Raw genomic sequence first — 23,557 nt, forward strand, 5'->3', positions numbered from 1 at the left:
CCTTCGGCGTGCGGGGGAGGATGAGGAGGTGGCCGCTGTAGACACCCTCGAGGCCGCCATCGCCTCCGCGATCGGAGCGGGCCGGGGTGCCCACGTGGCGATCGAGCAGGTGCAGCGCGGCGACATCGACTACGACGCCTTCCTCGCCCACCGCTCGGTGCACCGCATCCGCGGCACCGCCCGCCTCGACGGCGACCCGATCGAGTGGTCGCTCGTGGAGAAGGTGACCGAGGGGCAGGCGTTCGCCTCCGCGTATCTCGCCGACAACGCGCGACGGGAGTTGGCCGCCTACACCTCGGGGGTGCTCGTGCGTCTCGCCCCGCGCGTGCGCGCGCCGCGGCTGCATGGCTGGCTAGTCGAGGCAGACGGGCGCACCACGCTGTGGCTCGAAGACATCCCCTCTCCGTCGCGGCCGCTCGACGCGGATGCCCTGCTGCGCGCCGCCCGTGATCTCGGCGGACTCGCCGCTGCCTGGGTCGGGCGGGTGCCCGACGCGGAGTGGATCTTCGCCGGCTGGATCGAGCGACACGGCCAGCCCGGTGCGATCGACGCGGGCCTCGCCGCGCTGCGGCGACGGCATCCGACCGTCGTCGCGCGGATGGGCAGGCGGCTCGATGAGGCCGAGCGCCTGCTGCGCGCTCAGCCTCGGTTGCGCCGCGTGCTCGAGTCGCTGCCGCAGACGCTGTGCCACCACGACGCCGTGGGGGCCAACGTGTTCCCGACGCCCGGCGGCACCGTGCTCATCGACTGGGAGTCGGTGGGCTCGGGCACGGTAGGGGCCGACCTGGCCTCGCTGTTGTTCGCGTCCGTGCGGCGCGGTGATGCCTCGGTGCGCACGGTGCGGCAGGTGATGGATGCGGCGGTCGCCGCATACGCGGATGCTTGCGCCGGCGTCGTGTCGGCCGATGAGGTGCGCCGGGGCCTCGACGCCGCGATCGCGCTGCGGTGGAAGCTCGCGGTCGATGTCGCGGTGACCCTCGAGCGCGGCGAGCCGGCTCGCCGGGGAAGCGCTCCCGCGGAGTCGCCCGAGCAGGCTCTCGACGAGCTCGTGGCGCTCGTCGATCTGCTGCTCGATGCCGCGAGGCGGGCTCTCGACTGACCTGGCGGCAGCCGCGAGCGCCCATGAGTGGCAGAATGAGCGGCACTCAGACCGGGGAGGGCGTATGGCGCCGCACAACGGGTCGCCCGACGGCGTGACCCAGCTCAGCGCGATGTTGCGTGAGGCCGAGTACTCCGAGCCGCACGCGGACCACGAGCCGGTCGACCCGATCCGACGACGTCAGCAGCGCCGCCGCCGCGGGCTCATCGTCGGCCTCTCGGCGCTCGTGGTCGTGGGGATCGTCGGCGGATACGTCGGGGTGAGCCTCTCAGCACCGCTTCCCGCCCTTGCCGTCGAGACCACCGCGCTGCGCGCGCCCGAGCCGCCGGCTCCCGCGACGATCCTCACGCCGCCCGAGGGCGCGTGGGCGATCAGCGTCGCGGGGGCGGAGGAGTACCTCGGCGCGGATGCGGCCGGCATCTGGGCCACCTCGGGCGCCGACGAGTCGCGGCCCATCGCGAGCATCACCAAGCTCATCACCGCGCTCATGATCCTCGACGCGAAGCCGCTCGCGGCATCCGACGACCCGGGCCCCACGCTCACCTTCGATAAGGCCGATCACGACCTCTATGACAAGTACTACGTGCTCGGCGCGACGATCGCGAAGATGCCCACCGGCAGCTCGCTGAGCCTGCACGACGTGCTCGAGACGATGCTCGTGGTATCGGCGTGCAACTACGCCGAGGCCGCGGCCGGATGGGCCTTCGGCTCGCAGTCCGGGTTCCTCGCCGCCGCACGCAGCTGGCTCGCCGCCAACGGGCTGGAGCACACGACGATCGTCGAGCCCACCGGCATCGACGCGCGCAACGTGTCGACGCCCCGCGATCTGCTCGCGCTCGGCCGCCTCGCCATGGCGAACCCCGCGATCGCCGACATCGTCGCATCCGAGACACTCGACGTGCCGGGGCTCGAGTTCCGGTCGAACACCAACACCCTGCTGGGGGTGAGCGGCGTGTACGGCGTCAAGACCGGCACGCTCGAGGGCTCGGGGTCGAACCTGCTGTTCGCCGCCCGTCTCGCGACGGGAGCCGGCCAGCTCGACATCCTGGGTGTGCTGCTCGGCGGCACCTCACACGACGCGGTCGACCGCGAGATCCGGGCGTGGCTCGAGAGCATCGCGGCGGGCTTCCAGCGGGTAACCGTCGGGGAAGCCGGGCGCACGGTCGGAACCGTGTCGTCGGCATGGGGCGAGCAGGCCCGGATGGTGCTCGAATCGGGCGGATCGCTGGAACTCTGGTCGGATACCGAGATCGCCGTCTCGATGACGGCGCCCACGGTGACGAGCGCTGTCGCGGGCCAGCAGGTGGCGTCGGTCACCTGGACGGCGGGCCCGGAGGCCGCGACGGTGCCGGTGGTGCTCGATACGACGATCAGCGAGCCGGACGCGTGGTGGCGTCTCACCCACCCCGCTGAGCTGTTCGGCTGGTAGGCCGGCGACTCAGACGCTCGTGAGTTGCGGCACCTGACCCGTTGTCATGCTCTCGGCCGTCAGCTGGATGCCGCCGGTGGAGTTCGACGAGCGCAGGATGCTCTCGATCCATTCGCGGTGCAGCAGGGGAGCCTCGGGCTCCTCGAACTCGAACCGCAGCGGGATGGAGGGGTGCATCCAGATCGTCGTGCGCCCCGCGACCTCGTCGGGCGCGTGCGCCCACGACAACGTGAAGCTCTCGCCGCGGCGCAACTTGGTGACGGCCGCGACCTTGAGATGTGCGAGGGTGCGATCGTCGATCGCGATCGCCTGGTCGGCGTAATACAGAACGCCCATGATGGCCCCGTTTGGTGATGGCTCGTGATCGGCTCAGAACACCAAGGCGCTACGAGTTGCGAACATTCGCGGTGAATACTGCTCTTCCGCTGAGCGTATGTGATGATCCTGTATTTCGCGGGTGAAAAGTGAAAACGGTTCTCGACATGGGGCTCGATCTCCGCCCCCGGATGGGTGACGATGGGCACATGACGTCACCGGATGCTGCACTCGGCTGGATCGCCGCCCGGCGAGCGGTGGTCGCCGAGCGCCTCGCGGGCGTCGAGGCGCGACTCGACGCCGTGCGCACCGCCCGCGGCGACTGGATCGATGAGGAGCACGACCCGGAGGGCTTCGCCCTGACGTTCGAGTGGCAGCAGGCAGAGGGCTCGCGCACCGACTACCTGGCCGAGCTGGCCGAGCTGGATGCCGCCGAGGCACGCGTGCACGCCGGCACCTTCGGCGTGTGCGAGGTGTGCGGGCGGCCGATTCCCGAGGGTCAGCTCGAGCTGCGGCCCGCGCGCACGACGTGTGTCGCCTGCGCCGATGGGCGCCGGTGACGCGAGATGGACGGCCCCCTCCTCGCGACCAAGCTGCACCCGCCTGCGCGGCGGGCTGCCGTGGTGCCGCGACCCCGTCTCACGGAGCGACTCGGGGAACCCGCCCGCCTGGTGGTCGTGGTCGCCCCCGCCGGGTTCGGCAAGACGAGCGTGCTCGCCGAGTGGCTCGCCGATTCCGACGGCGGGCAGACCGCGTGGCTCTCGCTCGACGATCGTGACAACGACGCGACGCAGTTCTGGCGCTACGCGCTGACCGCGCTCGAACGTGCACATCCGGGTGTCGCATCCGCCGCCCTCGCCGTGCTGGATGCCGCGCCGCACTCGATCGAGACGGTGCTCGCCACGCTCGCGAACGCGTGGGAGAACGTGGACACCGAGGTGGCCCTCGTGCTCGACGACTACCACCTGATCGGGTCGTCGGCGGTGCACGAGAGCGTGACCTTCCTCGTCGAGAGCCTGCCGCGCACGGCGCGCCTCGTGATCGCGAGCCGGATCGACCCGCCGCTGCCTCTTGCGCGCTGGCGCGCTCGCGGGGAGCTGCGTGAGCTGCGCGCTGACCAGCTGCGGTTCACGCCGGACGAGACGTCGGTCTATCTCACCGAGACGATGGGCCTCGAGCTCGCCCCCGCCGATGCGGAGACCCTGGCAGATCGCACCGAGGGCTGGATCGCCGCCCTCCAACTTGCTGCGCTCTCGCTCGAGGGGCGCGATCAGCCGAGCGCCTTCATCGCCGATTTCGCGGGCGATGACCGCTACATCGTCGACTACCTCGTCGAGGAGGTACTGGGTCGCCAGTCGGATGCCGTGCGCGCCTTCCTGGTGCAGACTTCGGTGCTGGGGCGGCTGAACGGCGACCTCTGCGATGCGGTCACGGGAGTGGCGGGGTCTGCGGCGATGCTCGAGCAGCTGGAGCGCGCGAATCTGTTCCTGATGCCGCTCGACGCGCATCGCAGTTGGTATCGCTACCACCACCTCTTCGCCGAGATGCTGCGGGCGCGACTGCTCGCAGAGGCCCGCGACCGCATGCCCGGGCTGCACCGCCGCGCGAGCGACTGGTTCGCCGAGCACGAGCAGTTGCCGGATGCCGTCGATCACGCGATCGAGGCGGGCGCGTTCGATCGGGCGGCGGAGCTCATCAAGGCGGCGATGCCGGGGATGCAGCAGCAGCGGCAGGAGGTGGCGCTCGCCGCGTGGTTCGCCCGCCTGCCGGCCGAGTTCGTGCGGGCGGATCCGGACCTCGGGGTGGGTTTCGCGGGGGTACTGCTCTCCTCCGGACGCACCGAGGGCGTCGAACGGCTGCTCACCGAGGCGGAGGCGGCGCCCGGCAGCAGTCCCGACAGCATCCGGGCGGTGCGCAGCGGGATCGCGCTCTACCGGGCGGCCCACGCGCTCGCGAACGGCGAGCTCGCGACGGCCGACGAGCAGACCGAGATCGCGATGGGACTCGCGCAGGAGGGCACCCACCTCGACCGGGGTTCGGCGTACGGGCTTCACGGGCTCGTGCTGTGGGCGCGCGGCGACCTCGAGAACGCGCGACGCGCATGGCTGGTGTCTCTCGACGGGCTCGAGCGGGCCGGTCACCGTTCGGACGTGCTGGGCGGTTCGATCGCGGTCGGCGACATCCTGCTCGCGCAGGGTCGGCTGCACGACGCCGAGCAGCTCTACCGGCGTGGACTCGCGCTCGCCCAGACGAGCGCGCCGCCCCTGCGCGGGGCCGCCGACATGCACACGGGCCTTGCCGAGGTGCTGCGCGAGCGGGGCGACCTCGAGGGCGCGCGCGAGCAGCTGCGTGCCGCGGAGACACTCGGCGAGCATGCCGGCCTGCCACAGAATCGGCATCGGCGCCGGATGGCCACCGCGCGCCTCCTGCAGGCCGAGGGGCGCGCCGTCGACGCCATCCCTTTGCTCGACGAGGCCGAGGCGCTGTACACCCCCGACTTCTTCCCCGAGGTGCAGCCGATCGCCGCGCTGCGGGCCCGCCTGCTGCTCGCGGGGGTCGGGTGGCCGAGGCGCGCGACGCTCTGCGCGCTCGGCGGCTCGACCCCGACGACGAGCTCGACTACCTGCACGAATACGACCACATCACGCTCGCGCGGTTGCTCCTGGCCGAAGCCGACGGTGCCGACGACCTGGCCGGTGTGCTGCGGTTGCTCGACAGGCTGCTTGCCGCGGCGCAGGCCGGCGGTCGCCGCGGAGTGGTCATCGAGGTGCTCGTGCTGCGGGCGCTCGCCGCGCAGCGCGCGGGGCACACCGCCGAGGCACTCGAAGCCCTCGTAGGTGCGGTCGCGCTCGCCGAGCCCGAGGGCTACCTGCACGTCTTCGCCGACGAGGGCGAGCCGCTCGCGCACCTGGTCGCGGCACTCGCCAAGCGGTCGGGGGCCACCCGCTACCTCCGTCGACTGCAGGCCGCCGCGGGTGCCGCAACATCCGTGCCGCCGACCGCCGACGGACTCGTCGATCCGCTGAGCGAGCGGGAGCTGGAGGTGCTGCGGTTGCTCGCGACCGAGCTGTCGGGGCCCGACATCGCGCGTCACCTCGTAGTGTCGCTCAACACCGTGCGCACGCATACCAAGAACATCTACGCGAAGCTGGGGCCACCTCCCGCCGCGAGGCAGTGCGGCGTGCGGGGGAGCTCGGGTTGCTGGACTCACCCCGATGATCACCAGATGTGGTGATGACGACTCACCACATCCGTTTCTAGTTTGCGGGGGTGACCACATCTCCTGACCTTGATTCGCGGCTCTACGAGATCCGCGTCGCCTCGCACCTCGACGACCGCTGGGCCGCCTCCTTCGACGGCATGAGCCTCGTTCGCGAGCCCGGCGGCACCACGCTGCTGCGCGGCTACCTGCCCGATCAGTCCGCGTTGCACGGGCTGTTGGCCCGCTTGCGCGACGCCGGCGTGCCCCTGCTGTCGGTCGGAGCGGCATCTGCGCAATCCGCCGCCGAGATGCGCGCGGCCGTGCATCACCGCTTCGGCGAGCCTGAGGTCGTCGCCATCGAGACGATCCAGCGACCCGAACCCGCACCGGGCGAGTTGCTCATCCGGGTGCACGCGACGACGGTGAGCGCCGCAGACCATCGGGCGCGAGCACGCGACATCCCCGCCGGGCTCCTGCTGCCCAGTTCGCTCGTGCTCGGGTTCGTGCGTCCGCGACGCCCCGTGCTCGGGATGGATGCCGCGGGCGTCGTGGTCGCGGTCGGCCCCGGTGAGACCCGGGTCGCCGTCGGCGGCGAGGTCGTCGCGATGCTCGGCAGCCGATTCGGCGGGCACGCGGAGTACGCGATCGTCGATGCTGCGGGCGCCGTGGCCGTGAAACCGCCGGCCCTGTCGTTCGAGGCGGCGGCGGCGCTCGTTTTCGGCGGGATCACCGCTCGCGCCTACCTGCGGCAGGCCGACATCCGTCCCGGCATGCGCGTGCTGGTCAACGGTGCATCGGGCGCTGTCGGCACGGCAGCCGTGCAGCTCGCGCACGCGCTCGGTGCCCGGGTGACCGGGGTGACGAGCGCGCGCAATCGCGACCTCGTGCTCTCGCTCGGAGCCGAGCGGGTCATCGACCACGAGGCCGAGGATCTCGCCGCCGGCGCCGAGCGTTACGACGTCATCGTCGACTGCGTCGGAAACGCACCGCTCGCACGCGTGCGGGACCGCCTCGCCCCGCACGGCTCGTTGCTGCTGGTCGCGGCCGGGCTGCGCTCACTGCTCAGCGCGCGCCGTCAGGCGCGGCGCGAGGAGATCCGCATCGTCACCGGTCCGGGGCGGCTGCGCTCCGAGGACCTCGCGCACGTCATGGGGCTCGCGGAGGCGGGCAGGGTGCGGCCCGTCATCGACCGCATCTTCCCGTTCGAGCAGATCGCCGACGCGCACCACCTCGTCGATACCGGTCGCAAGCGCGGCAGCGTCGTCGTCGCCGTCGACGTCATCCCCGCCTGACATCCGCTTCCACAGAGAAGGAGACCACCATGCCCTCCCCCGTCGCCCTCACCGGGCACCCCGACGCGACGCCGTCGCGCTGGCTCTGGCTCGTGAAGATGCTGCTGGCCATCCCGCATTTCGTGGTGCTCGCAGCGCTCGCCGTGGTGTTCGTCGTGCTCACGTTCGCCGCGGGCGCCGCGATCCTCGTCTCGGGGCGCTACCCGCGGCCGATCTTCGCGCTGACACTCGGCATCCTGCGCTGGAACTGGCGGGTTGGCTTCTACGTGTACGCGGCCCTCGGCACCGACCGCTACCCCCATTCACGCTCGGCGAGGCGGACTATCCGGCCACACTCGACATCCGCTACCCCGAGCACCCCTCACGCGTGCTCGTGCTCGTCAGGTGGCTGCTCGCGGTGCCGCACCTGCTCATCGTGGGGCTCGTGACGGCCGACATCATGCTGTACCCGGTTCCCGCGCTCAACACGCTCGCGGGTCAGGCGGCGTTCGCCGGCGGGTACTCGGTGCTCAACCTGCTCGTCGTGATCGCGGGCTTCTTCCTGCTCGTGACGGGGCCTACCCGGCCGGTCTGTTCGACGTCCTGATGGGCATCAACCGCTGGAGCTATCGGGTGCTCGCGTATCTCGCGTTCCTGACGGATGAGTACCCGCCCTTCCGGCTCGACGCGGGTGCCGCCGAGCCGGACGCTTCGGATGCGGCGGCCGCGCCCGTGGTGCATCGCGGTGCCGAGGCGGTGCGGTCGTGAGGGGGTCGAGCCGGGCCTCGCGCGGCGGCGCGTGGGTCGCCGTCGGCCTCATCCTGCTCAATCTCATCCCGATCGTGTCGGGCTCGCTGCGGCTCACCCAGTTGGGTGGCGGACCGGAGCTGCTGCCCGAGGCCGCCCGGTTCACGAGCTTTCCGCTGCCGGTCGTGACGCACATCGTCGCGGCGACGCTCTTCAGTGTGCTCGGGGCGTTCCAGTTCCTGCCGGGTCTGCGGCGGGGCCGCCGCAGCTGGCACAAGCTCGTCGGTCGCGTGCTCATCCCCGCCGGATTCCTCGTGGCGCTCAGCGGCATGTGGATGGGCGCCCTCTCCGACCTGCCAGCCGGTGACGGGCCGGCGCTCCTGGTGCTGCGGCTCGGCTTCGGCGGCTACATGCTCGCGAGCCTCGCGCTCGGCATCCGCGCCATCGTGCGTCGACGGTTCGCGGTGCACGGCGCCTGGATGACCCGCGCCTACGCGATCGGCGTCGCCGCCGGCACGCAGGCGATCTTCCTCATCCCGGTCTCGATGCTGCTCGAGCCATCCCACCAGGCCGGTCGCGCCATCGCGATGGGACTCGCCTGGGTCGCCAACCTGGCCGTCGCGGAGGTGGCGATCCGCCGGCGCGGCGTCGCCGCATCCGCTCCTCGCCCCGTCGCCGACGGGGTGTGACCGCGCTCGATGCGCACCCCTACAGAAAGCAGAACCCTCATGGCACAGCCCCCTCGACCCACGTCCGCGCGATCATCACCTGGCTGGCGATCTTCCCGCTCGTCGCGATCGGCATGATGGCGATCGCGCCCATCTCGGCCGACTGGCATCCGATCCTGCGTGCGCTCGTGCTGACGCTCGTCGTCGTGCCCGTCGCGGTGTACCTCGTCGTGCCGCAGCTCTTCCGCGGGTATGCCGCCCTCCGCAGGCGCGGCACCGAGTAGGCGCGTGGACGTGTGTCGGCGACGCAGGCTACCGTCGTCGGCATACGCGGCTGCGACTCCGGCGAGAGGAACGACGACATGACGATTCGGATCATCGAGCAGTCCGAGCTCGAGCACGGCAATCTCGAGGGGTATCTCTTCGGCTCGAGCGTCTCGGTCATCTTCGAGCGCGTCACGCGGGAGGGCGTCGGACCGCGGTTGCACCGGCATCCCTACGACGAGACCTTCGTCGTCTACGAGGGGCGGCGCACTTCACGGTCGGTGACGACATCGCCGAGGTCACCGCGGGCCAGATCCTCGTGGCGCCGGCGCTCGTGCCGCACAAGTTCGTGACGCTCGGTGCGTACCGCGCGCACCACATCCACGCGAACGATCGTTTCGTCACCGAGTGGCTCGAGTAGGCGCAGACAGGCGAGGGAGATGCTCATGGGCAAGGTGTTCAGCGACCTCTCGGTCTCGGCCGACGGCTTCGCCACGGGCGTGGGCCAGCGCGAGGATGCGCCGTTCGGCGACATCGACGAGACGTGGTTGCACGGGTGGATGTTCGAGGCCGGTGAGGAGAACCGCGCCGAGGTCGACGCGATCGTCGACTCGGGAGCCACCATCATGGGGCGCAACATGTTCGGGCCCGTGCGGGGAGAGTGGAACCGCGACTGGCGGGGCTGGTGGGGGCCCAACCCGCCGTACCACAACGACGTCTTCGTGCTCACCCACTACCCGCGTGACTCTCTCGAGATGGAGGGCGGCACGACCTTCCACTTCGTGACCGACGGGATCCATGCGGCACTCGAACGGGCGCGCGCCGTCGCCGGCGACCGTGACATCTCGGTGGCCGGCGGAGCGCGCACCGTCAACCAGTTCCTCGCCGAAGGACTCATCGACGAGCTGCGACTGCACGTGACGGCCTGCGTGCTCGGGGCGGGAGAGCGCATCTTCGACGGGGTGCCGCCGCAGCGACTCGAGCGCGTCTCCGTGCGTGCGACGTCGCTCGTGACGCACGTCACCTATCGCCCGTTGCGCTGAGGCCTGGGCCGCGCGGACGATCCGGGCTACCGTCGTCGGCATGTGCCGCAACATCCGCTGCCTTCACAACTTCGACCCGCCCACGACCGACGACGAGGTGCGGGAGGCCGCGCTGCAGTTCGTGCGCAAGGTGAGCGGCTCGACCCACCCCTCGCGCGCCAACACGCCGGCCTTCGAGCAGGCGATCGACGAGATCGCCGAGGCCACCCGCCGGATGCTGGATCAGCTCGTCACGAATGCCCCACCGAAGAGCCGCGAGGCCGAGGCGCTCAAGGGACGTGCGCGGCACGAGAAGCGCATGGAACGCGAGGTGCGCATCCGCACAGCGTCGGCGTAGGGCGGCGGGCGGCCGACGGCCCGGGTACCTCAGGCGGCGAGGCGGAAGGTGCGCGCGAAGCGCTCGAGCAGGTCGTGGCGGCCCCCAGCACCTCGACAGCCCCGGTCGCGATCGCGCGCGGGGCGTCGAGCTCGCCCGCGATGAGCCGGTGGATGCCGGGACCCGCCGCGAACGACAGGTCAGCCGGGCCTGCACCACGGTTCACCTCGAGGCGCGGGCCGTCCACGCGGATGAGCAACTCATCCGCGTCGAGTCGCGCCGCGTAGGCGGTGGGCGGCAGCTCGAGCGCGACGTTCGCGCGGAACGCGCTGCGCAGGTCGATCGTCATCGAGTCGGGCGTGATCACCTGTTCGTCGCGCGGGTGCTCGAGGGCGCCGAGGCCCCAGGCGGCGAGGCCCAGCACGATCGGCTCGAGCTCGCGACCGTAGGGCGTCAGCTCGTAGATGACGATGCGCGAGCGCGGCGCGCGACGGATGATGCCCGCCGCCTGCAGCTCCTTGAGCCGTGTGGCGAGGATGTTGCTCGGGATGCGCGGCAGCCCGGCCGCGAGCTCGCCGTAGCGCCGCGGCCCGACCAGCAGGTCGCGCACGATGAGCAGCGCCCAGCGTTCGCCGACGAGCTCGACGGCGCGCGCGACGCCCCCGTACTGCCCGTAGTCGCGAGCCGCCACCGCGTCAGGCCTGCTCGGCGGCGGTCTCGACTTCTGCGTTCGCGGCCTCGGGATCCATCCAGCCGAACTCGAGCACGTGACCGTCGGGGTCGGTGAGCTGCCGCTGGTACATGAAGCCGTAGTCCGACGGCTCCTGCGTCTCGCGGCCGCCCGCGGCCAACCCATCCGCGATCCGCGCATCGACCGCGTCGCGGCTCTCGAGGTAGACGATCATGGCCCCCAGACCTGGCCGGCGAGTTCGACGATCGGCCGCTCGGTGAAGGTCTGGAAGAACTCGCGGGCGACGACCATGAAGTAGCTGTGCCCGTCTTCGATGACGAAGCAGGTGCCGTTGTGGTCGCTCATCGCGGGGTTGATGGAGAAGCCGAGTGCGGAGTAGTAGGCGTTCGAGCGCTCCAGATCGGCGACCGGGAGGCTGATGAACAGTTGGGTCATGATGCCCTCTTCTCGTGTGGTGCGCTAACACTTGCAAAAAACAAGTGGTGCCGTCAATACCCCCGTTTTCTCGCGCCGGGATCCCCTGATCCATATGACGTGTGATGTATGCTCTTTCGTGTGCGGGACAGGCCGCCGCGAACCTCGAGGACGACCATGAAGATCACTGGTTACCGCGCACTGACCACGCATCACGACTGGGGTCGCCCCATCGGTGACGTCAACGGTGTGGTCGCGGCGGGCGTTACGCCGGTGCCGGTCGTCATCCTCGAGACCGACGAGGGTCTCACCGGCGTGGGCCTCGGCTCCGTGCACGACATCGAGAGCGTCTTCCCGGCCATCGAGGGCGAAGACCCGCGCTCGGTCAGTGCGCTCTACGACCGGATGCTGGCACGCGTCTTCAAGGCGGGTCACGCGGGCGCCACCTTCGGCGCGATCGGCACGCTCGACTCGGCCCTCTGGGACCTCAAGGCCAAGCTCGCCGGAGAACCGCTCTGGCGTCTGCTCGGAGCACGCGAGCGGCATGTCGAGGGGTACGCCTCCGGGCTCGACATCGGACTGAGCGACGAGGAGCTCGCGGCCTTCTATGCGCGCATGGCCGAGCGCGGTTTCGTCGCGGGCAAGCTCAAGGGCGGGCGGAGCGTCACCGACGACGTGCGCCGGCTGCGCATCCTCGACGAGGCGTTGCGGGCCAATGCCGAGGAGCCCGCCCTCATGCTCGACGCCAACGAGTCGTGGAACCTCAAGCAGGCCACCCGCTTCGTGAGCGCCGTCGAGCGAGAGCTCGACCTGGCCTGGATCGAGGAGCCGCTGCGCCGCTGGGATGCTCGGGGTCACGCCCGCCTGAGCGCGGGCGTGCGTGCGGCGGTCGCGGGCGGCGAGAACCTGACCGGACTCGAGCAGTTCACGCCGCACTTCGACGCCGGCAGCCTCGACGTCGTGCAGGTGGGTGCCGTGTGGGGCGTCACCCACTTCCTGCGGGTCGCGATGGCGGCCCACAGCCGCGACCTGCCGGTGAGCCCCGTCGGCCTCACCGCGAACCCGGCGGTGGCCGCCGCGGCCGCCGCGGTGCCCAACCACCTCACCTCCGAAGTGCAGGATCTGGGCTCGCCGTTCGGGATCACGATCGACCAGGAGACGGTCGACGGGGGCGTGCTGCTGGGAGATCGCGCCGGTGCAGGCATCGAGGTCGATGAGGACGCGATCGCGCGGGCGTCGGTGAGCAGCGAGTGGATCATTCCCGCCGGTCCTCACGTGCGACCCACCCGAGCCGGGCTCTCGCTCGTGCCCGGAGCGAAAGACCTAAACTAACCGCATGGTCGATGTGGTCGAGCCGGCGCGGGCTGTCTTCGCTCCTCATCGGCTCGCACGCCCGCCGCGCGCCTCGGCGTCGCCGTCGTGCAGGATCTGGTCACGGCGATCGTCACCGGCGAGGTGCAGCCCGGTGACGCGCTGCCGACCGAGGCGCTCCTCAGCCAGCAGTTCGGCGTGAGCCGCACCGTCATCCGCGAATCGGTCAAGCGCGTCGAGGAGAAGGGTCTCGTGACCGTCGTGCAGGGCCGCGGCACCACCGTGAACCCGCCGAGCACGTGGAACGTGATCGACCCCGTCGTGCTGTCGGCCCTCGTCGACCACGACGACGACCTGGGTGTGCTGGATGACCTCACCGTCGTGCGCGCCTCGCTCGAGGCGTCGATGGCTCGGGCCGCCGCCGAACGGCGCACCGAGCAGCGTCAGCAGGAACTGCGCGATGCCTACGACCGCATGATCGCCACCATCGACGACGTCGACGCCTACAACGAGGCCGACCTCGATTTCCACTTCGTGGTCATGGAGCAATCGGGCAACCGGCTCGCTGCGAGCATCACCCAGATCCTCTTTCAGAGAGCACGCGGCAGCAGCCGCTTCACCGGCACCCCGGATGCCGAGGCGCTGCACCTCACCCTCGACGAGCACCGTGCGGTGCTCGAGGCGATCGAGCAGGGCGACCCGGATGCGGCTGACCGGGCGATGCACGATCACATCACGATCGCGTGGGAGCGTCGCCGCCCCGCCCGCGCTCCGCGCGAACCCTGACGCGCGTCGTCAGTCCTGGTGCCAGACCTCGGTGAACTCCTGCCAGGCGGCGCGTGAGCCCGCGTCGCCCTCGTCGACGAATGGCAGCTGGCACGGGTCGGTGCGCGCCCACCACTCACGCGTGACCGGGTCGTCCGCCATGCGGCGCTGGTCGGCCTCGTAGTCGTCGCCGACGTACTCGTAGTACCCGAAGAGCACACCGTCGCGTTCGAAGATCGAGAAGTTGCGGATGCCGCACTCGGTGATCGTCTGAGCCACCCCTGGCCAGACGGCCGAGTGGAGGCGCAGGTACTCCTCGCGCAGTTCGGGAACGAGTCGGCACGCCATGCCGAAGCGGCGGACGCTCACTCCTTCGTTCCGCCCGCCGTCATCCCGGTCACCAGGAAGCGCTGCGAGAACAGGAAGATGATGAGCACCGGCGCGACCGAGAACAGCGTCCCGAGCGCGAGGGCAGGCAGGTCGATCGTCGTCGAGGCGGCATTGGTCGGATTGAACTGCGGCACGTTGCTGAGCAGCTCGGCGAGCCCGACCTGGATCGGCGCCTTACGACCCGGCACCATCACGAACGGGAGGAAGTAGTTGTTCCAGTTGCCCGTGAAGGAGAAGAATCCGACGAGCGCGATCACCGGTGTCGCGAGCGGCATCGCCACTCGGGTGAACACGCGCAGTTCGCTCGCCCCGTCGATCCGGGCGGCATCCAGCAGATCGCGCGACACCGCGGTCGAGAAGTAGATGTAGGTGAGGTACACCCCGAACGGGAAGAACGAGAACGGCAGGATCACCGAGAGCGGCGAACCGACGAGTCGTACGGCGCTCAGTTCGAGGAAGATCGGCAGCACGAGCGCGGTGTTCGGAATCAGCATCACGACGAGGGTCGTGGCGAGCAGCGTGCGCCGTCCGCGGAAGTCGGTGAGGGCGAGTGCGTAACCCGCCGGGATGCTGATGGCGAGCGTCACGATGAGGGCCAGCCCCGAGTACATCGCCGAGTTGCCGAGCCAGGTCCAGATGAGCCCGTTCTGGTAGCTCGTCAGGTCCATCCAGTTCTGCAGCAGGCCGTCGAAGCTCCCCACCGTGAACGGGCCGTCGAGCAGCAGCTGACGAAGGGTCTTGGTCGGCGCCAGCAGCAGCCACACGATCGGCAGGGCGAAGAACACCACGAACGCCGCCATGACCACCCAGATGAGGGCTCGCCCGAGCCAGCGTCCGGGATCCACGGCGCCGCGCGCTGTGCGTGCGGTGCGGGCATCAATCGCGCTCAAACAGACCACCCCGGAAGACGAAGAACACGCTCAGCCCGAGCGCGACGACGAGCAGCAGGAGCGAGATCGCGGCGGAGCCGTTGAAATCGTTCTGCTTGAAGGCGAAGAGGAAGGCCAGCTGGTTCAGCGAGTAGTCCTGCGGCACGACGCCGCGACTGGCCTGGGAGAGCACGCGCGGCTCGACGAAGAGCTGCGTGCCCGCGGCGAGCGAGAGGATCACCATGTACGAGATCCACTTGCGCAGCAGCGGGATCTGCACGAACAGGGCCGTCTTGATCGGGCCGGCGCCGTCGATGCGCGCCGCCTCCATGACCTCGTTCGGGATGTTGTTGAGCGCGCCGTACATGATCACGATCCAGCCGCCCGCCCCGGTCCAGAAGGCGATGATGGCGAGCACGACCGGCAGTCGATCGATCTGGATGGTGTTCACGAAGCTGTCACTGCCGAGCAGGTTCAGCAGCCCCGAGACGGGGCTCACCGAGGGGTCGAGCACGAAGAGCCAGAGCAGCACGCTCGAGGCCCCCGCGAGCGCCCCGGGGATGTAGTAGATGAACCGCACCGAGGTCGAGAGTCGGCGGCTGCGCACGCCGTGCACGGCGAGCGCGAGCAGCACGACCAGCACGATCAGACTGATGAGCCACACGATGAGGTAGAGACCGACGTGGCCGACGGCCGGCATGAAGCGGTAGTCCTGCACGACGCGCACGAAGTTGTCGAGGCCGACGAAGGCGTTGTTCTTCGTGAAGGCGAGGTAGATCGCGTAGAGCGTCGGGAGCGCGCCGAAGGCGAGCAGGAAGAGCGTGTACGGAGTGACGAAGGCCACCCCCATCCGCGACTGACTGCGCGAGGGCAGCGGTGCGCGAACGGGGCGGGGCCGCCGCCCGCCCAGGGCGGTACGGGCGGCGGCCTCGGTGTGAGAACTCACGGATGTTGCTTTCTGTCGGGAACGGACGGTCAGCCGATGGTGTAACCCTGGGCCTGCGCCTCGTTCTGCATCTCCTTCTGCCAGTCGGCCGAGAGCTCCTTGATCGTCTTGCCCGAGGCGATACCCGGGATGATGATCTTGGTCCACGACGTCTCGGGCGAGAAGTTCGGGTAACCCCAACCGTTCCAGACCGAGCCGGCGGCCGTCGACACGGCGCCCGCGAAGTCACCGTCGTAGAAGCCGCTGCTGGCCTGGTCGCTGAGCCAGGCATCCGCTGCCGACTGGTACGCGGGGAGACCACCGGTGCCGGCAGTGCTCGGATCGCTCACGATGAACTCGAGGAAGGTCTTGACCGCCTCGAGGTTCTTCGAGTGGCTCGAGGCGTACCACATGCCGCCACCGACGTTGCCCGTGACGTCGCCGCCGTTCTCCCAGGTGAGCGGGTTGGCCGCGCCCCACTGGCCGGCAGCGGCGTTGACGCTGTCGGGGTTCTGGAACAGGGCGCCCGAGTACCAGGCGGGACCGGGGATCGCGACCAGGTGGTCGGCCTTGGCCACGAAGTCGGCGCCGAAGACGCTGTCCTGGGTGAGGGTGCCGTTGGCGACCATGTGGTCGAGCATCTCGGTGACCTTCATCGAGTTCGCGTCAGAGGTGTCCGAGTGGAACGTGTCGCCGTCGACTTGGTAGATCGGGGCCTCACCCGACCAGTAGAAGACGTAGGGTCCCGCGAAGCTGTCGCCCACCGTGCCGAGGAAGTAGTCGGGGTGATCGGATGCGAGCTTGTCGCCGAGCTCCTGGTACTCCTCCCACGTGGTCGGCACGTCGTACCCGAACTCGTCGAGCAGGGTCTTGTTGTACCAGAACAGCACGGGGGCGAGGTCGTTGCGGAGGCCGTAGACCGTGTCGTCGATCGTGACCGGGTCGAGGGCGCCGGGGGTGAACCCGCTCAGGAAGTCCTCGTCGAAGTAGCCCTTGTCGAGCGGCGCGGCGAAGGCCTGCACGCCGTTGGTCTCCTTAGCGGCCCACGAGGCGTCGTTGGTCTGCGTGGAGAACGCCACGTCGGGCCAGCCCTCGCCGGCCTGGTCGGCCAGGGCGATCTTGGTCTGCAGGGTCGCCGAGCCGTTGGCGGACCCGTCGTCGACCACGAGGTTGACCTTGACCTCCGGGTGCGCCTTCTGGAAGGCCTCGACCGCGGGCTGGCGGGTGGCATCCGCCCAGATCGTGATCTCGCTGTCGGGATTCTGCTCCGCCACGACGAAGCCGTAGTTCTCGTCGATCTCGCCCGCCGGACCCGAGCACGCGGTCAGCGCGGCGAGCCCCGCGATGGCGGTTGCGGTGATGAGCAGGCGGGAGACGGAGGTGCGATGGTGCTGTGGTGCCATGTCAGAACCTTTCTGGTCGACGTCGTTGACGACAGGGGTACGGCGGGGAGCCCGTCGCAATCGTAGTAGATCATACATATGACCTATCGCGCAAACGATGGAGTTCGAAGGGGGTGGGGTCGGCGGGGTGGGGGAATGGGAACGGGCGGCGCGGGGCCGGTGGGGAGACGGGGGTCGGGGAGCGGGGGTACCGGTGGCTTCGCGGTGCGGCGCCTGCGGCGCGCGCACGCTTCGTGCCACGTTGCCTGGCGGATAGTACGAAACGCCCGCCCCGAGGGGCGAGCGTTTCGTACTAGACGCGGTACCGGTGGGATTTGAACCCACGGATGGCGTGAACCATCACATGTTTTCGAGACATGCTCCTTCGGCCGCTCGGACACGGTACCGCCGAGAAGTCTAACGGACGTCGCGCGGTGGTCCAGACACGGATGCGCGGTCACCGCGGCGGCAGCAGGTGTGGCGGATCGTCCTCCCGCCACCATTGGATCGTCTGCGCGATCCAGAAGGCTGCGAACAGGGCGAGCGCCACCGCCTCGCATACGAGCACCCCGATTCCGGGCGCATCCGCCTTCACGATCGCCACCATCACGACCAGGTCGATCACGATGAGCGCCGGCACGAGCACGTAGACGACGGCATAGCGGGTCGGGATGCGGGTGTCGCCGCGTCGCCGCGCGGCCAGATACCGGATGACGTTGATCACCGGCACCGCCGCGAACGCGCCGAAGAACAGGATCGTCGCCGCGAAGTGCACGCTGATGCCGAGCCACGGGTTGAACGGGAACCCCGTTGAGATCGGGGGCACGAACGCCGCGAGGTTGAGCACGACCGCCACGAGCACGGCGACAGCGGGGGCGGTGAACGTCGACCACAGAGCCCAGGCACGGCCGGCGACCGCGGCATCCGCGCGTGTGCGCCACAGCATCCGCACGGTGTCGCGGCGGATCCAGAGGCTCAGCACCACGACGCACGCGAGCACGACCGTGTAGGTGATGACGCCCGTGTAGACGGCCTCCATGTTCTCGAGCGGCACGCAGTCCTCGTTCGGGGAGCACGGGCCGAGCGGGATGTCGTCTCGCGCGGTGATGCGTGCCAGCTGCGCGGCCGAGATGCCCGTGGGCACGAGCGCGATGAGCGGAGCGAACACTGCCGCGACATCCAGCAGCACCGTCTCGAGATCGCGGCCCGCGAGCGCGATGAGCGCGAGCGATGCCGCCACGAGCGAGGCGACGAACACGCCGCCGGCCGGCGTGTAGACGTAGTGGCTGATCGCCGGCAGCCACACGCCGCTGCGCGCGATCTGCACCCCGACGCCGACGAACAGCGCGAGCACCGCCACGGCGAGCGAGAGTCGCAGGTAGCGGTGCGAACGATGACCGGTCGCGGCCCGGTCGACCGTCACGAACGACGCGGATGCGGTCTCGGCCATGCTCGATTCTCACCCGGGCGGCGCGGAAGGCGGCTCAACGGCGCCGGGACGCCGTGACCGTGAACTTGCGGCCCCGCGCGAGCTGCCGCGTGGGACCGACCAGCCGCTCGAGCACCGGACGGTAGCCGAGGTGCGAGTTCCACACGACGCGCAGCTCGCCTCCGGGGCGCAGCACGCGGGCGGCATCCGCGAACAGTCGGTGCGCGATCTCGGTGGTCACGGCGGCGCCTGTGTGGAATGGCGGGTTGAGCACCACGAGGTCGGCGCTCGCGGCGGGCTCGGCCGAGAGGCCGTCGTCGTGCCGCGTCTCGACCGTGACGCCGTTCGCCTCGGCGGTGAGGCGCGCCGACTCCACCGCGATCGCCGAGACGTCGGTCGCGAGCACGCGGGCCCGGGGGTGTGCGCGCGCGAGGGCGACCGCGAGGATGCCGGTGCCGCACGCGAGGTCGATCGCGCGCTCGAAGGGCGGCAGCTCGTGGAAGGTCGCGAGCAGCTCGCGCGTGCCGATGTCGAGGTTCGCGCCCGCGAAGACGCCCGGCACGGCGACGACCGTGAGGGCGGCACTCGTGGCGGGGAAAACGACCTCGCGGCGGGAGTCGTCTCCCCCGCCACCCGGTTGCGGCTCCAGCCGCGCCATGACCGGGGCGGGCGGCGCGACGCCGGCGCGGGGGTCGCGGCCGACGATGATGCGCGACTTCGCGCGGGCATGGGTCACGTCCACGCGCGCGAAGCTCGCGGCGAGCACCTCGTTCTGGGTCGGCGTCATGTGCTTCACGCGGTTGCCCGCCAGCAGCACGAGTTGTGGCCCGGCCACGGCGGCGACCGCCCGCGCGACCGCATCGAGGCGATCGAGCGAGCGCGGCATCCGCAGCAGCACGAGCGAGGTGGCGGGGGTGACGACCGAGGAGAGCGGATGCTGTGCCGGCTCCGCGAGGCCCGTGCGGTGGGCGTTCCCCACGAGCGCGCGCTGCCCGACGATCGAGTCCTGATGCACCCGCACGGCCTCCGCGCCGAGCAGCTCGGCGCCGAGCGCGAGCGCCCCGTGCGTGTCGTCGATCACGGCGACCTCGCCGGCCAGCGCCTCCGGCCACGCGGCGGCCGCGTGCTCCAGCAGGTAGCGGTCGGCCGCATCCCACGCGCGCAGCTCGGCGCCACCGACATCCGGCTCCCGCGAGAGCGCGGCGAGCATCGCATCCAGGTCGGCCACGTGTCGACGGTACCGGTGCCCCGGTTCTCGCAACTCAGGACTGCGCCGGGAAACCGGCGGCATCCGGGCCGATTCGCCCGAGCGCTCCTGGGTCGCGGCAACAGACGGAGGCCGTGGCCGGGCCGGGCGGGGGCCGGGCCGCACTGCCCGGGGTCGCAGTGGGCGCGCAGCCCCCGCCGCCTACTCCTCGAGCACCCGAAGGGCGAACAGGGTCACCCGTTCACGCAGCGCCGCGATGCGTCGCTCGCGCTCGGCCTCGAGGTCGAAGCCGACGTAGGCGAGGGTGGGCCGGCGCCGCACGTTCGTCGAGCACTCGAAGTTCTCGCACACGAGGGCTCCGAGCGAGTCGCCCTTTCGGCCGGCCGCGCCGGCGCGCCGGGTGGAGAGCAGCACGACGTCGTTCGGCAGCTGCACGTCTTCGCACCACGAGCATTGTGCGCGCGCTCGCGGGCGCGCCTCGGCCTGGCGGGTGAGCATGCCGACGGGCTCGCCGTCGAGGTCGACGACGACGTAGCCGAGCTGCGGCGACTTCGGGTCGCGCCAGCCGAGGTAGTCGAGGCGCTCCCAGTCGATCTCGTCGATCGGGGCGGGCAGCTGCAGGTTCTTTCGCTCGCGGAGCGAAGCGTTGACGAAGGAGCCGCGGATCGCGGACTCGCTGAAGGCGTGCATGAAGGTGTCTTTCGTAGGTCGTCTCGCCGAGGCGAGGAATTCAGGGTCGGATGTCGTGCGCAGTTGCGCGACTACCTCGCGTCGGCGAAGTGAACGCCGACGACCTCCTGACGCCCAGTGGGCTGCGACGAGACGAAATGCACCCGCCGAGCCTACGCCCCGCGCGCCTTCGGGTGCAGGATCGAGGCATGACCGACTACGGCCACGACATCGAGTTCGGCACCTTCATCACCCCGGTGAACCGGCCACCGCGGCAGGCGGTCGAGCGCGCGCAGCTCGCCGAGCGCCTCGGTTTCGACCTCGCCACCTTCCAAGACCACCCGTATCAGCCGGCCTTCCACGACACCTGGACCCTCATCTCCTTCGTGGCCGCGAGCACCTCGCGCATCCGCCTCGCCGGCAACGTGCACAATCTGCCGCTGCGTCAGCCGGCGGTACTCGCGCGCTCGATCGCGAGCCTCGACCTGCTCACCGAGGGTCGCGTCGAGTTCGGTCTCGGCGCGGGCGGGTTCTGGGATGCCATCGAGGCCATGGGCGGACGCCGCCTCGCGCCCGCCGATGCGGTCACGGCGCTCTCGCAGGCCATCGACGTCATCCGCGGCGTCTGGGACGTCGACGGCGAGGGCCGCCTCGTCGCGGGCGGCGAGTTCCATCACGTCGACGGCGCCAAGCGCGGTCCGCGCCCCGCGCACGACGTGCCCATCTGGATCGGCGCCTACAAGCCGCGGATGCTGCGCCTCGTGGGCGAGAAGGCCGACGGGTGGCTGCCCTCGCTCGGCTACCTGCAGCCGGGCGACCTCGAGGCGGGCAACGCCCGCATCGACGAGGCCGCGCAGGCCGCCGGACGCGAACCGGGCTCGGTGCGTCGGCTCGTCAACACGGGGGCGCTCGGCGACACCGCGCAGCAGGTCGAGATCCTCACGACGCTCGCGCTCGACCACGGCTTCTCGGTCTTCATCGTGCCGGGCGACGACCCGTCCGCCCTCGAGGCCTTCGCCGCCGAGGTGGCGCCGCGGGTGCGCGAGGCGGTCGCCGCCGCCCGCCGCCCAGCGGGTTGAGGAGCCGCGCAGCGGCCACCCGAGTTGGTTGAGGAGCCGCGGAGCGGCGTCTCGAAACCGCCGACGTGCCCTGGGGTTTCGAGACGCGCCGCTTCGCGTCGCTCCTCAACCAGCTCGGGTGGCCGCTTCGCGTCGCTCCTCAACCAACTCGGGTGGCCGCTTCGCGCCGCTCCTCAACCAGCTGACCGCAACACCTCGACGAGCGGCGTCGTCGGTCGCCCGATGAGGCGCGACAGCTCGCCCGTGACCTCGCCGAGCAACCCCTCGCGGATGTTGCCGTCGAGCCCCACGAGGAAGCCGACCGTTCCCGCATCCAGCCCCGCCGCTGTGAGCGCCGCCGTCTGCTCCTCGGGCGTCTGCGCCACGTATGCGACGTCGCGCCCGAGCACCTCGCCGATCGCGTCCGCGAGCTCGGCGTGAGTCCACGCGACGTCGCCGCCGAGCTCGTACGTGGCACCCGCGTGTCCGTCGGTCGTCAGCACGACTGCCGCCGCCTCGGCGAAGTCGCGACGTGAGGCGCTCGCCACCCGTCCGTCGCCCGTGCTCGACGCCACGACGCCGGTCTCGCGTGCCTGCGCGAGCGTGCCGAGGTAGTTCTCGGTGTACCAGTTGTTGCGCAGGATCGTCGCGTCGAGTCCGGACGCCGCGATCGCCTCCTCCGTGGCCTTGTGCTCCGGCGCGAGCAACAGCGCCGAGGTCGTCGCGCGGGGCGCGCTCGTGTACACGAGCTGAGCGATGCCCGCAGCGACGGCGGCGTCGATCACCGTGCGGTGCTGCGCGACGCGCCTGCCCACCTCCGACCCCGAGATCAGCAGCACGCGCTCCACGCCGACCATCGCATCCGCCGCCGACGCCGGCTCGTCGTAGTCGAGCCGAACCGTCTGCACGCCGCGGGCCGCGAGGTCGGCGATGCGCCCGGTGTCGCGCGCGCCCGCTCGGATGTCGGATGCGGCGACGCCGCGATCGAGCAGGGCGCTGATGACGAGACGTCCGAGGTGGCCGGAGGCTCCGGTGACGAGCAGGGGCATGAGGATCCTTTCCATCGATACGCATGGAACAACGGTGCGTGCGCGCGGGCATTCCCGCTCATCCGGAATGACGCAGGGCTGCGGATGTCGCCCGCCTACGGCACGATCGAGCCATGGCTGAGATCGGTGTCGTCTTCCACCCCGAGGTCGAGCCCGAGGCGCTCCCCGGCTACGCGCAGGATGCGGAGGCCGCGGGCATCGACGAGCTCTGGCTGTGGGAGGACTGCTTCCGCGAGGGCGGGCTGGCCACCGCGACGGCCGCGCTCGCGCTCACCAGCAGCATCCGGGTGGCCACGGGCGTGCTTCCGATGCCGCTGCGCAACGTGGCGCTCACGGCGATGGAGGCCGCGACGATCTCGCGCCTGTTCCCGGGGCGCTTCATCCTCGGTGTCGGGCACGGCGTGCAGAGCTGGATGGGTCAAGCCGGCGTGCGCCCCGCGTCGCCGCTGACCCTCATGCGCGAGTACGTGCCGGCGCTCCGGGCCTTGCTCGCGGGTGAGCGCGTCACCACCTCGGGCCGCTATGTGAACCTCGACGACGTCGCACTCGACTGGCCCCCATCGCCCCGCCGCCGGTCTGGGCTGCGGGCGAGGGCGCGAAGACGCTCGCGCTCACGGGCGAGCTCGCCGAGGGCACGGTGCTCACCGGCGGCACCTCGGCCGACGTCGCGCGGGAGGCGGTCGCCGTCATCGGCGAGGGCCGGAGTGCGGCGGGGCACACGGGAGCGCACCCGGTCGCCGAGTTCATCATGGCCGTCTTCGCAGATGCCCCGGATGCCGTTCCCGCCGCCCGCGCGCGTCTGGAAGCCGCGTGGGATCACTGGGACATCGCACCCGAGCGCCGCGGCGGCGTCGTCGGCACGCCCGCCGAGGTCGCGCAGCAGCTGCAGCCGTGGCTCGACGCCGGCGTCACCCACCTCGTGCTCCAGCCGATGGAGGATGCCGACCGCACGGCGTTCGTGCGCGGCGCGGGAGAGGTGGCCGCTCTGCTACGCGCCAGCACCACCCCACGTGGCTGAGTAGTCTCATCCATGTGGGGGACTCG

General features: G+C 70.8%; 28 protein-coding genes, 1 tRNA gene and 2 pseudogenes. 18 read left to right on the plus strand and 13 right to left on the minus strand.

Annotation, left to right across the window (positions count from 1 at the left end; translation table 11 throughout):
* Positions 1-28 precede the first annotated feature (28 nt).
* Together QQK29_RS07525 and QQK29_RS07530 are read left to right on the plus strand one after the other, a co-directional pair.
* On the plus strand, positions 29-1,099 hold the full coding sequence (locus tag QQK29_RS07525; protein WP_284299166.1) for a phosphotransferase: 1,071 nt from the start codon (positions 29-31) through the stop codon (positions 1,097-1,099).
* A 94-nt stretch (positions 1,100-1,193) separates the two neighbouring features.
* On the plus strand, positions 1,194-2,528 hold the full coding sequence (locus QQK29_RS07530; protein WP_284299169.1) for a D-alanyl-D-alanine carboxypeptidase family protein: 1,335 nt from the start codon (positions 1,194-1,196) through the stop codon (positions 2,526-2,528).
* A 9-nt stretch (positions 2,529-2,537) separates the two neighbouring features.
* Here QQK29_RS07530 and QQK29_RS07535 read toward each other — a convergent pair whose 3' ends face one another.
* Positions 2,538-2,864, minus strand: a complete 327-nt coding sequence (locus tag QQK29_RS07535; protein ID WP_284299172.1) for a DUF7882 family protein — start codon at positions 2,862-2,864, stop codon at positions 2,538-2,540.
* 146 nt (positions 2,865-3,010) lie between these two features.
* On the opposite strand from QQK29_RS07535, the gene QQK29_RS07540 reads away from it, so the two are divergent.
* From QQK29_RS07540 to QQK29_RS07595, 12 genes and pseudogenes are all read left to right on the plus strand, one after another.
* Complete coding sequence (locus QQK29_RS07540) at positions 3,011-3,403, plus strand: TraR/DksA family transcriptional regulator (RefSeq protein ID WP_284299174.1); 393 nt, start codon at positions 3,011-3,013, stop codon at positions 3,401-3,403.
* A 606-nt stretch (positions 3,404-4,009) separates the two neighbouring features.
* A pseudogene (locus QQK29_RS18875) lies at positions 4,010-5,332 on the plus strand (winged helix-turn-helix domain-containing protein); the annotation flags it as partial.
* A 71-nt stretch (positions 5,333-5,403) separates the two neighbouring features.
* Positions 5,404-6,078 carry a LuxR C-terminal-related transcriptional regulator gene (locus QQK29_RS07550; protein ID WP_284299177.1) on the plus strand — a complete coding sequence of 225 codons (675 nt, stop codon included), beginning with the start codon at positions 5,404-5,406 and terminating at the stop codon, positions 6,076-6,078.
* A gap of 35 nt (positions 6,079-6,113) precedes the next feature.
* Positions 6,114-7,337 (plus strand): NAD(P)-dependent alcohol dehydrogenase, encoded by a 1,224-nt coding sequence (locus tag QQK29_RS07555; RefSeq protein WP_284299179.1) that lies wholly within the window; start codon positions 6,114-6,116, stop codon positions 7,335-7,337.
* 29 nt (positions 7,338-7,366) lie between these two features.
* Positions 7,367-7,765 carry a DUF4389 domain-containing protein gene (locus tag QQK29_RS07560; RefSeq protein WP_284299181.1) on the plus strand — a complete coding sequence of 133 codons (399 nt, stop codon included), beginning with the start codon at positions 7,367-7,369 and terminating at the stop codon, positions 7,763-7,765.
* Positions 7,705-7,923 carry a hypothetical protein gene (locus QQK29_RS07565; protein WP_284299184.1) on the plus strand — a complete coding sequence of 73 codons (219 nt, stop codon included), beginning with the start codon at positions 7,705-7,707 and terminating at the stop codon, positions 7,921-7,923. Before QQK29_RS07560 ends, QQK29_RS07565 begins: the two co-directional genes overlap by 61 nt.
* On the plus strand, positions 7,923-8,084 hold the full coding sequence (locus QQK29_RS07570) for a hypothetical protein (protein ID WP_284299186.1): 162 nt from the start codon (positions 7,923-7,925) through the stop codon (positions 8,082-8,084). Before QQK29_RS07565 ends, QQK29_RS07570 begins: the two co-directional genes overlap by 1 nt.
* Positions 8,081-8,752, plus strand: a complete 672-nt coding sequence (locus tag QQK29_RS07575; RefSeq protein WP_284299188.1) for a DUF2306 domain-containing protein — start codon at positions 8,081-8,083, stop codon at positions 8,750-8,752. The genes QQK29_RS07570 and QQK29_RS07575 overlap by 4 nt, the downstream gene beginning before the upstream one ends.
* A complete protein-coding gene (locus QQK29_RS07580; protein WP_284299190.1) occupies positions 8,749-9,015 on the plus strand; it encodes a putative antibiotic biosynthesis monooxygenase in 267 nt (88 codons plus the stop codon). Before QQK29_RS07575 ends, QQK29_RS07580 begins: the two co-directional genes overlap by 4 nt.
* Positions 9,016-9,093: 78 nt before the next feature.
* Positions 9,094-9,348 carry a hypothetical protein gene (locus tag QQK29_RS07585; RefSeq protein ID WP_284299192.1) on the plus strand — a complete coding sequence of 85 codons (255 nt, stop codon included), beginning with the start codon at positions 9,094-9,096 and terminating at the stop codon, positions 9,346-9,348.
* A 93-nt stretch (positions 9,349-9,441) separates the two neighbouring features.
* Positions 9,442-10,038 (plus strand): dihydrofolate reductase family protein, encoded by a 597-nt coding sequence (locus QQK29_RS07590; RefSeq protein WP_284301922.1) that lies wholly within the window; start codon positions 9,442-9,444, stop codon positions 10,036-10,038.
* Between the two features lie 40 nt (positions 10,039-10,078).
* Positions 10,079-10,375 carry a DUF2277 domain-containing protein gene (locus tag QQK29_RS07595; RefSeq protein ID WP_284299193.1) on the plus strand — a complete coding sequence of 99 codons (297 nt, stop codon included), beginning with the start codon at positions 10,079-10,081 and terminating at the stop codon, positions 10,373-10,375.
* Here the strand turns inward: QQK29_RS07595 and QQK29_RS07600 are convergent.
* From QQK29_RS07600 to QQK29_RS07610, 3 genes are read right to left on the minus strand one after another with little or no spacing between them, the layout of a single operon-like run.
* On the minus strand, positions 10,308-11,045 hold the full coding sequence (locus tag QQK29_RS07600) for a winged helix-turn-helix transcriptional regulator (RefSeq protein WP_431308667.1): 738 nt from the start codon (positions 11,043-11,045) through the stop codon (positions 10,308-10,310). The genes QQK29_RS07595 and QQK29_RS07600 overlap by 68 nt on opposite strands.
* Before the next feature lie 4 nt (positions 11,046-11,049).
* Positions 11,050-11,259, minus strand: coding sequence for a VOC family protein (locus QQK29_RS07605; RefSeq protein WP_284299194.1), 210 nt, complete (start codon positions 11,257-11,259; stop codon positions 11,050-11,052).
* Positions 11,256-11,480 (minus strand): VOC family protein, encoded by a 225-nt coding sequence (locus QQK29_RS07610; RefSeq protein ID WP_284299195.1) that lies wholly within the window; start codon positions 11,478-11,480, stop codon positions 11,256-11,258. Before QQK29_RS07610 ends, QQK29_RS07605 begins: the two co-directional genes overlap by 4 nt.
* Before the next feature lie 156 nt (positions 11,481-11,636).
* On the opposite strand from QQK29_RS07610, the gene QQK29_RS07615 reads away from it, so the two are divergent.
* A complete protein-coding gene (locus tag QQK29_RS07615) occupies positions 11,637-12,791 on the plus strand; it encodes a mandelate racemase/muconate lactonizing enzyme family protein (RefSeq protein ID WP_284299197.1) in 1,155 nt (384 codons plus the stop codon).
* A gap of 87 nt (positions 12,792-12,878) precedes the next feature.
* Positions 12,879-13,556 (plus strand): FadR/GntR family transcriptional regulator, encoded by a 678-nt coding sequence (locus QQK29_RS07620; RefSeq protein ID WP_284299199.1) that lies wholly within the window; start codon positions 12,879-12,881, stop codon positions 13,554-13,556.
* Positions 13,557-13,565: 9 nt separating this feature from the next.
* Here the strand turns inward: QQK29_RS07620 and QQK29_RS07625 are convergent, their stop codons facing one another.
* From QQK29_RS07625 to QQK29_RS07660, 8 genes are all read right to left on the minus strand, one after another.
* Positions 13,566-13,904, minus strand: coding sequence for an L-rhamnose mutarotase (locus tag QQK29_RS07625; RefSeq protein WP_284299201.1), 339 nt, complete (start codon positions 13,902-13,904; stop codon positions 13,566-13,568).
* The gene (locus QQK29_RS07630) at positions 13,901-14,770 is read right to left on the minus strand and encodes a carbohydrate ABC transporter permease (protein ID WP_284299203.1); all 870 of its coding nucleotides are present in this window, start codon (positions 14,768-14,770) and stop codon (positions 13,901-13,903) included. Before QQK29_RS07630 ends, QQK29_RS07625 begins: the two co-directional genes overlap by 4 nt.
* Positions 14,771-14,801: 31 nt before the next feature.
* Entirely contained in the window at positions 14,802-15,740 is a 939-nt protein-coding gene (locus tag QQK29_RS07635; protein WP_284299205.1) for a carbohydrate ABC transporter permease, read from the minus strand.
* Between the two features lie 29 nt (positions 15,741-15,769).
* On the minus strand, positions 15,770-17,122 hold the full coding sequence (locus tag QQK29_RS07640; protein WP_284299208.1) for an ABC transporter substrate-binding protein: 1,353 nt from the start codon (positions 17,120-17,122) through the stop codon (positions 15,770-15,772).
* Between the two features lie 299 nt (positions 17,123-17,421).
* Positions 17,422-17,508 (minus strand) — tRNA-Ser (locus QQK29_RS07645).
* Between the two features lie 50 nt (positions 17,509-17,558).
* Positions 17,559-18,551, minus strand: a complete 993-nt coding sequence (locus QQK29_RS07650) for a hypothetical protein (RefSeq protein ID WP_284299210.1) — start codon at positions 18,549-18,551, stop codon at positions 17,559-17,561.
* A gap of 34 nt (positions 18,552-18,585) precedes the next feature.
* Positions 18,586-19,758 (minus strand): class I SAM-dependent methyltransferase, encoded by a 1,173-nt coding sequence (locus QQK29_RS07655; RefSeq protein WP_348533834.1) that lies wholly within the window; start codon positions 19,756-19,758, stop codon positions 18,586-18,588.
* A gap of 180 nt (positions 19,759-19,938) precedes the next feature.
* Positions 19,939-20,427, minus strand: coding sequence for an FBP domain-containing protein (locus QQK29_RS07660; RefSeq protein ID WP_284299213.1), 489 nt, complete (start codon positions 20,425-20,427; stop codon positions 19,939-19,941).
* 188 nt (positions 20,428-20,615) lie between these two features.
* On the opposite strand from QQK29_RS07660, the gene QQK29_RS07665 reads away from it, so the two are divergent.
* Positions 20,616-21,485 (plus strand): LLM class flavin-dependent oxidoreductase, encoded by an 870-nt coding sequence (locus QQK29_RS07665; protein ID WP_348533835.1) that lies wholly within the window; start codon positions 20,616-20,618, stop codon positions 21,483-21,485.
* Positions 21,486-21,658: 173 nt separating this feature from the next.
* Here the strand turns inward: QQK29_RS07665 and QQK29_RS07670 are convergent, their stop codons facing one another.
* Entirely contained in the window at positions 21,659-22,513 is an 855-nt protein-coding gene (locus QQK29_RS07670; RefSeq protein ID WP_284299215.1) for an SDR family oxidoreductase, read from the minus strand.
* 113 nt (positions 22,514-22,626) lie between these two features.
* On the opposite strand from QQK29_RS07670, the pseudogene QQK29_RS18880 reads away from it, so the two are divergent.
* Positions 22,627-23,531: pseudogene (locus tag QQK29_RS18880) on the plus strand (LLM class flavin-dependent oxidoreductase).
* Positions 23,532-23,557: the final 26 nt, after the last annotated feature.

It is taken from the genome of Homoserinibacter gongjuensis, assembly GCF_030161875.1.
Lineage (GTDB): Bacteria > Actinomycetota > Actinomycetes > Actinomycetales > Microbacteriaceae > Homoserinibacter > Homoserinibacter gongjuensis.

What these genes read in the sequence shown, in the direction of transcription:
- QQK29_RS07640 (WP_284299208.1), bottom strand. Translation starts at nt 17,122, where the DNA reads ATGGCACCACAGCACCATCGCACCTCCGTCTCCCGCCTGCTCATCACC.
- QQK29_RS07615 (WP_284299197.1), top strand. Translation starts at nt 11,637, where the DNA reads ATGAAGATCACTGGTTACCGCGCACTGACCACGCATCACGACTGGGGT.
- QQK29_RS07595 (WP_284299193.1), top strand. Translation starts at nt 10,079, where the DNA reads ATGTGCCGCAACATCCGCTGCCTTCACAACTTCGACCCGCCCACGACC.
- QQK29_RS07660 (WP_284299213.1), bottom strand. Translation starts at nt 20,427, where the DNA reads ATGCACGCCTTCAGCGAGTCCGCGATCCGCGGCTCCTTCGTCAACGCT.
- QQK29_RS07590 (WP_284301922.1), top strand. Translation starts at nt 9,442, where the DNA reads ATGGGCAAGGTGTTCAGCGACCTCTCGGTCTCGGCCGACGGCTTCGCC.
- QQK29_RS07665 (WP_348533835.1), top strand. Translation starts at nt 20,616, where the DNA reads ATGACCGACTACGGCCACGACATCGAGTTCGGCACCTTCATCACCCCG.
- QQK29_RS07540 (WP_284299174.1), top strand. Translation starts at nt 3,011, where the DNA reads ATGGGGCTCGATCTCCGCCCCCGGATGGGTGACGATGGGCACATGACG.
- QQK29_RS07670 (WP_284299215.1), bottom strand. Translation starts at nt 22,513, where the DNA reads ATGCCCCTGCTCGTCACCGGAGCCTCCGGCCACCTCGGACGTCTCGTC.
- QQK29_RS07650 (WP_284299210.1), bottom strand. Translation starts at nt 18,551, where the DNA reads ATGGCCGAGACCGCATCCGCGTCGTTCGTGACGGTCGACCGGGCCGCG.
- QQK29_RS07605 (WP_284299194.1), bottom strand. Translation starts at nt 11,259, where the DNA reads ATGATCGTCTACCTCGAGAGCCGCGACGCGGTCGATGCGCGGATCGCG.
- QQK29_RS07560 (WP_284299181.1), top strand. Translation starts at nt 7,367, where the DNA reads ATGCCCTCCCCCGTCGCCCTCACCGGGCACCCCGACGCGACGCCGTCG.
- QQK29_RS07570 (WP_284299186.1), top strand. Translation starts at nt 7,923, where the DNA reads ATGGGCATCAACCGCTGGAGCTATCGGGTGCTCGCGTATCTCGCGTTC.
- QQK29_RS07535 (WP_284299172.1), bottom strand. Translation starts at nt 2,864, where the DNA reads ATGGGCGTTCTGTATTACGCCGACCAGGCGATCGCGATCGACGATCGC.
- QQK29_RS07610 (WP_284299195.1), bottom strand. Translation starts at nt 11,480, where the DNA reads ATGACCCAACTGTTCATCAGCCTCCCGGTCGCCGATCTGGAGCGCTCG.
- QQK29_RS07585 (WP_284299192.1), top strand. Translation starts at nt 9,094, where the DNA reads ATGACGATTCGGATCATCGAGCAGTCCGAGCTCGAGCACGGCAATCTC.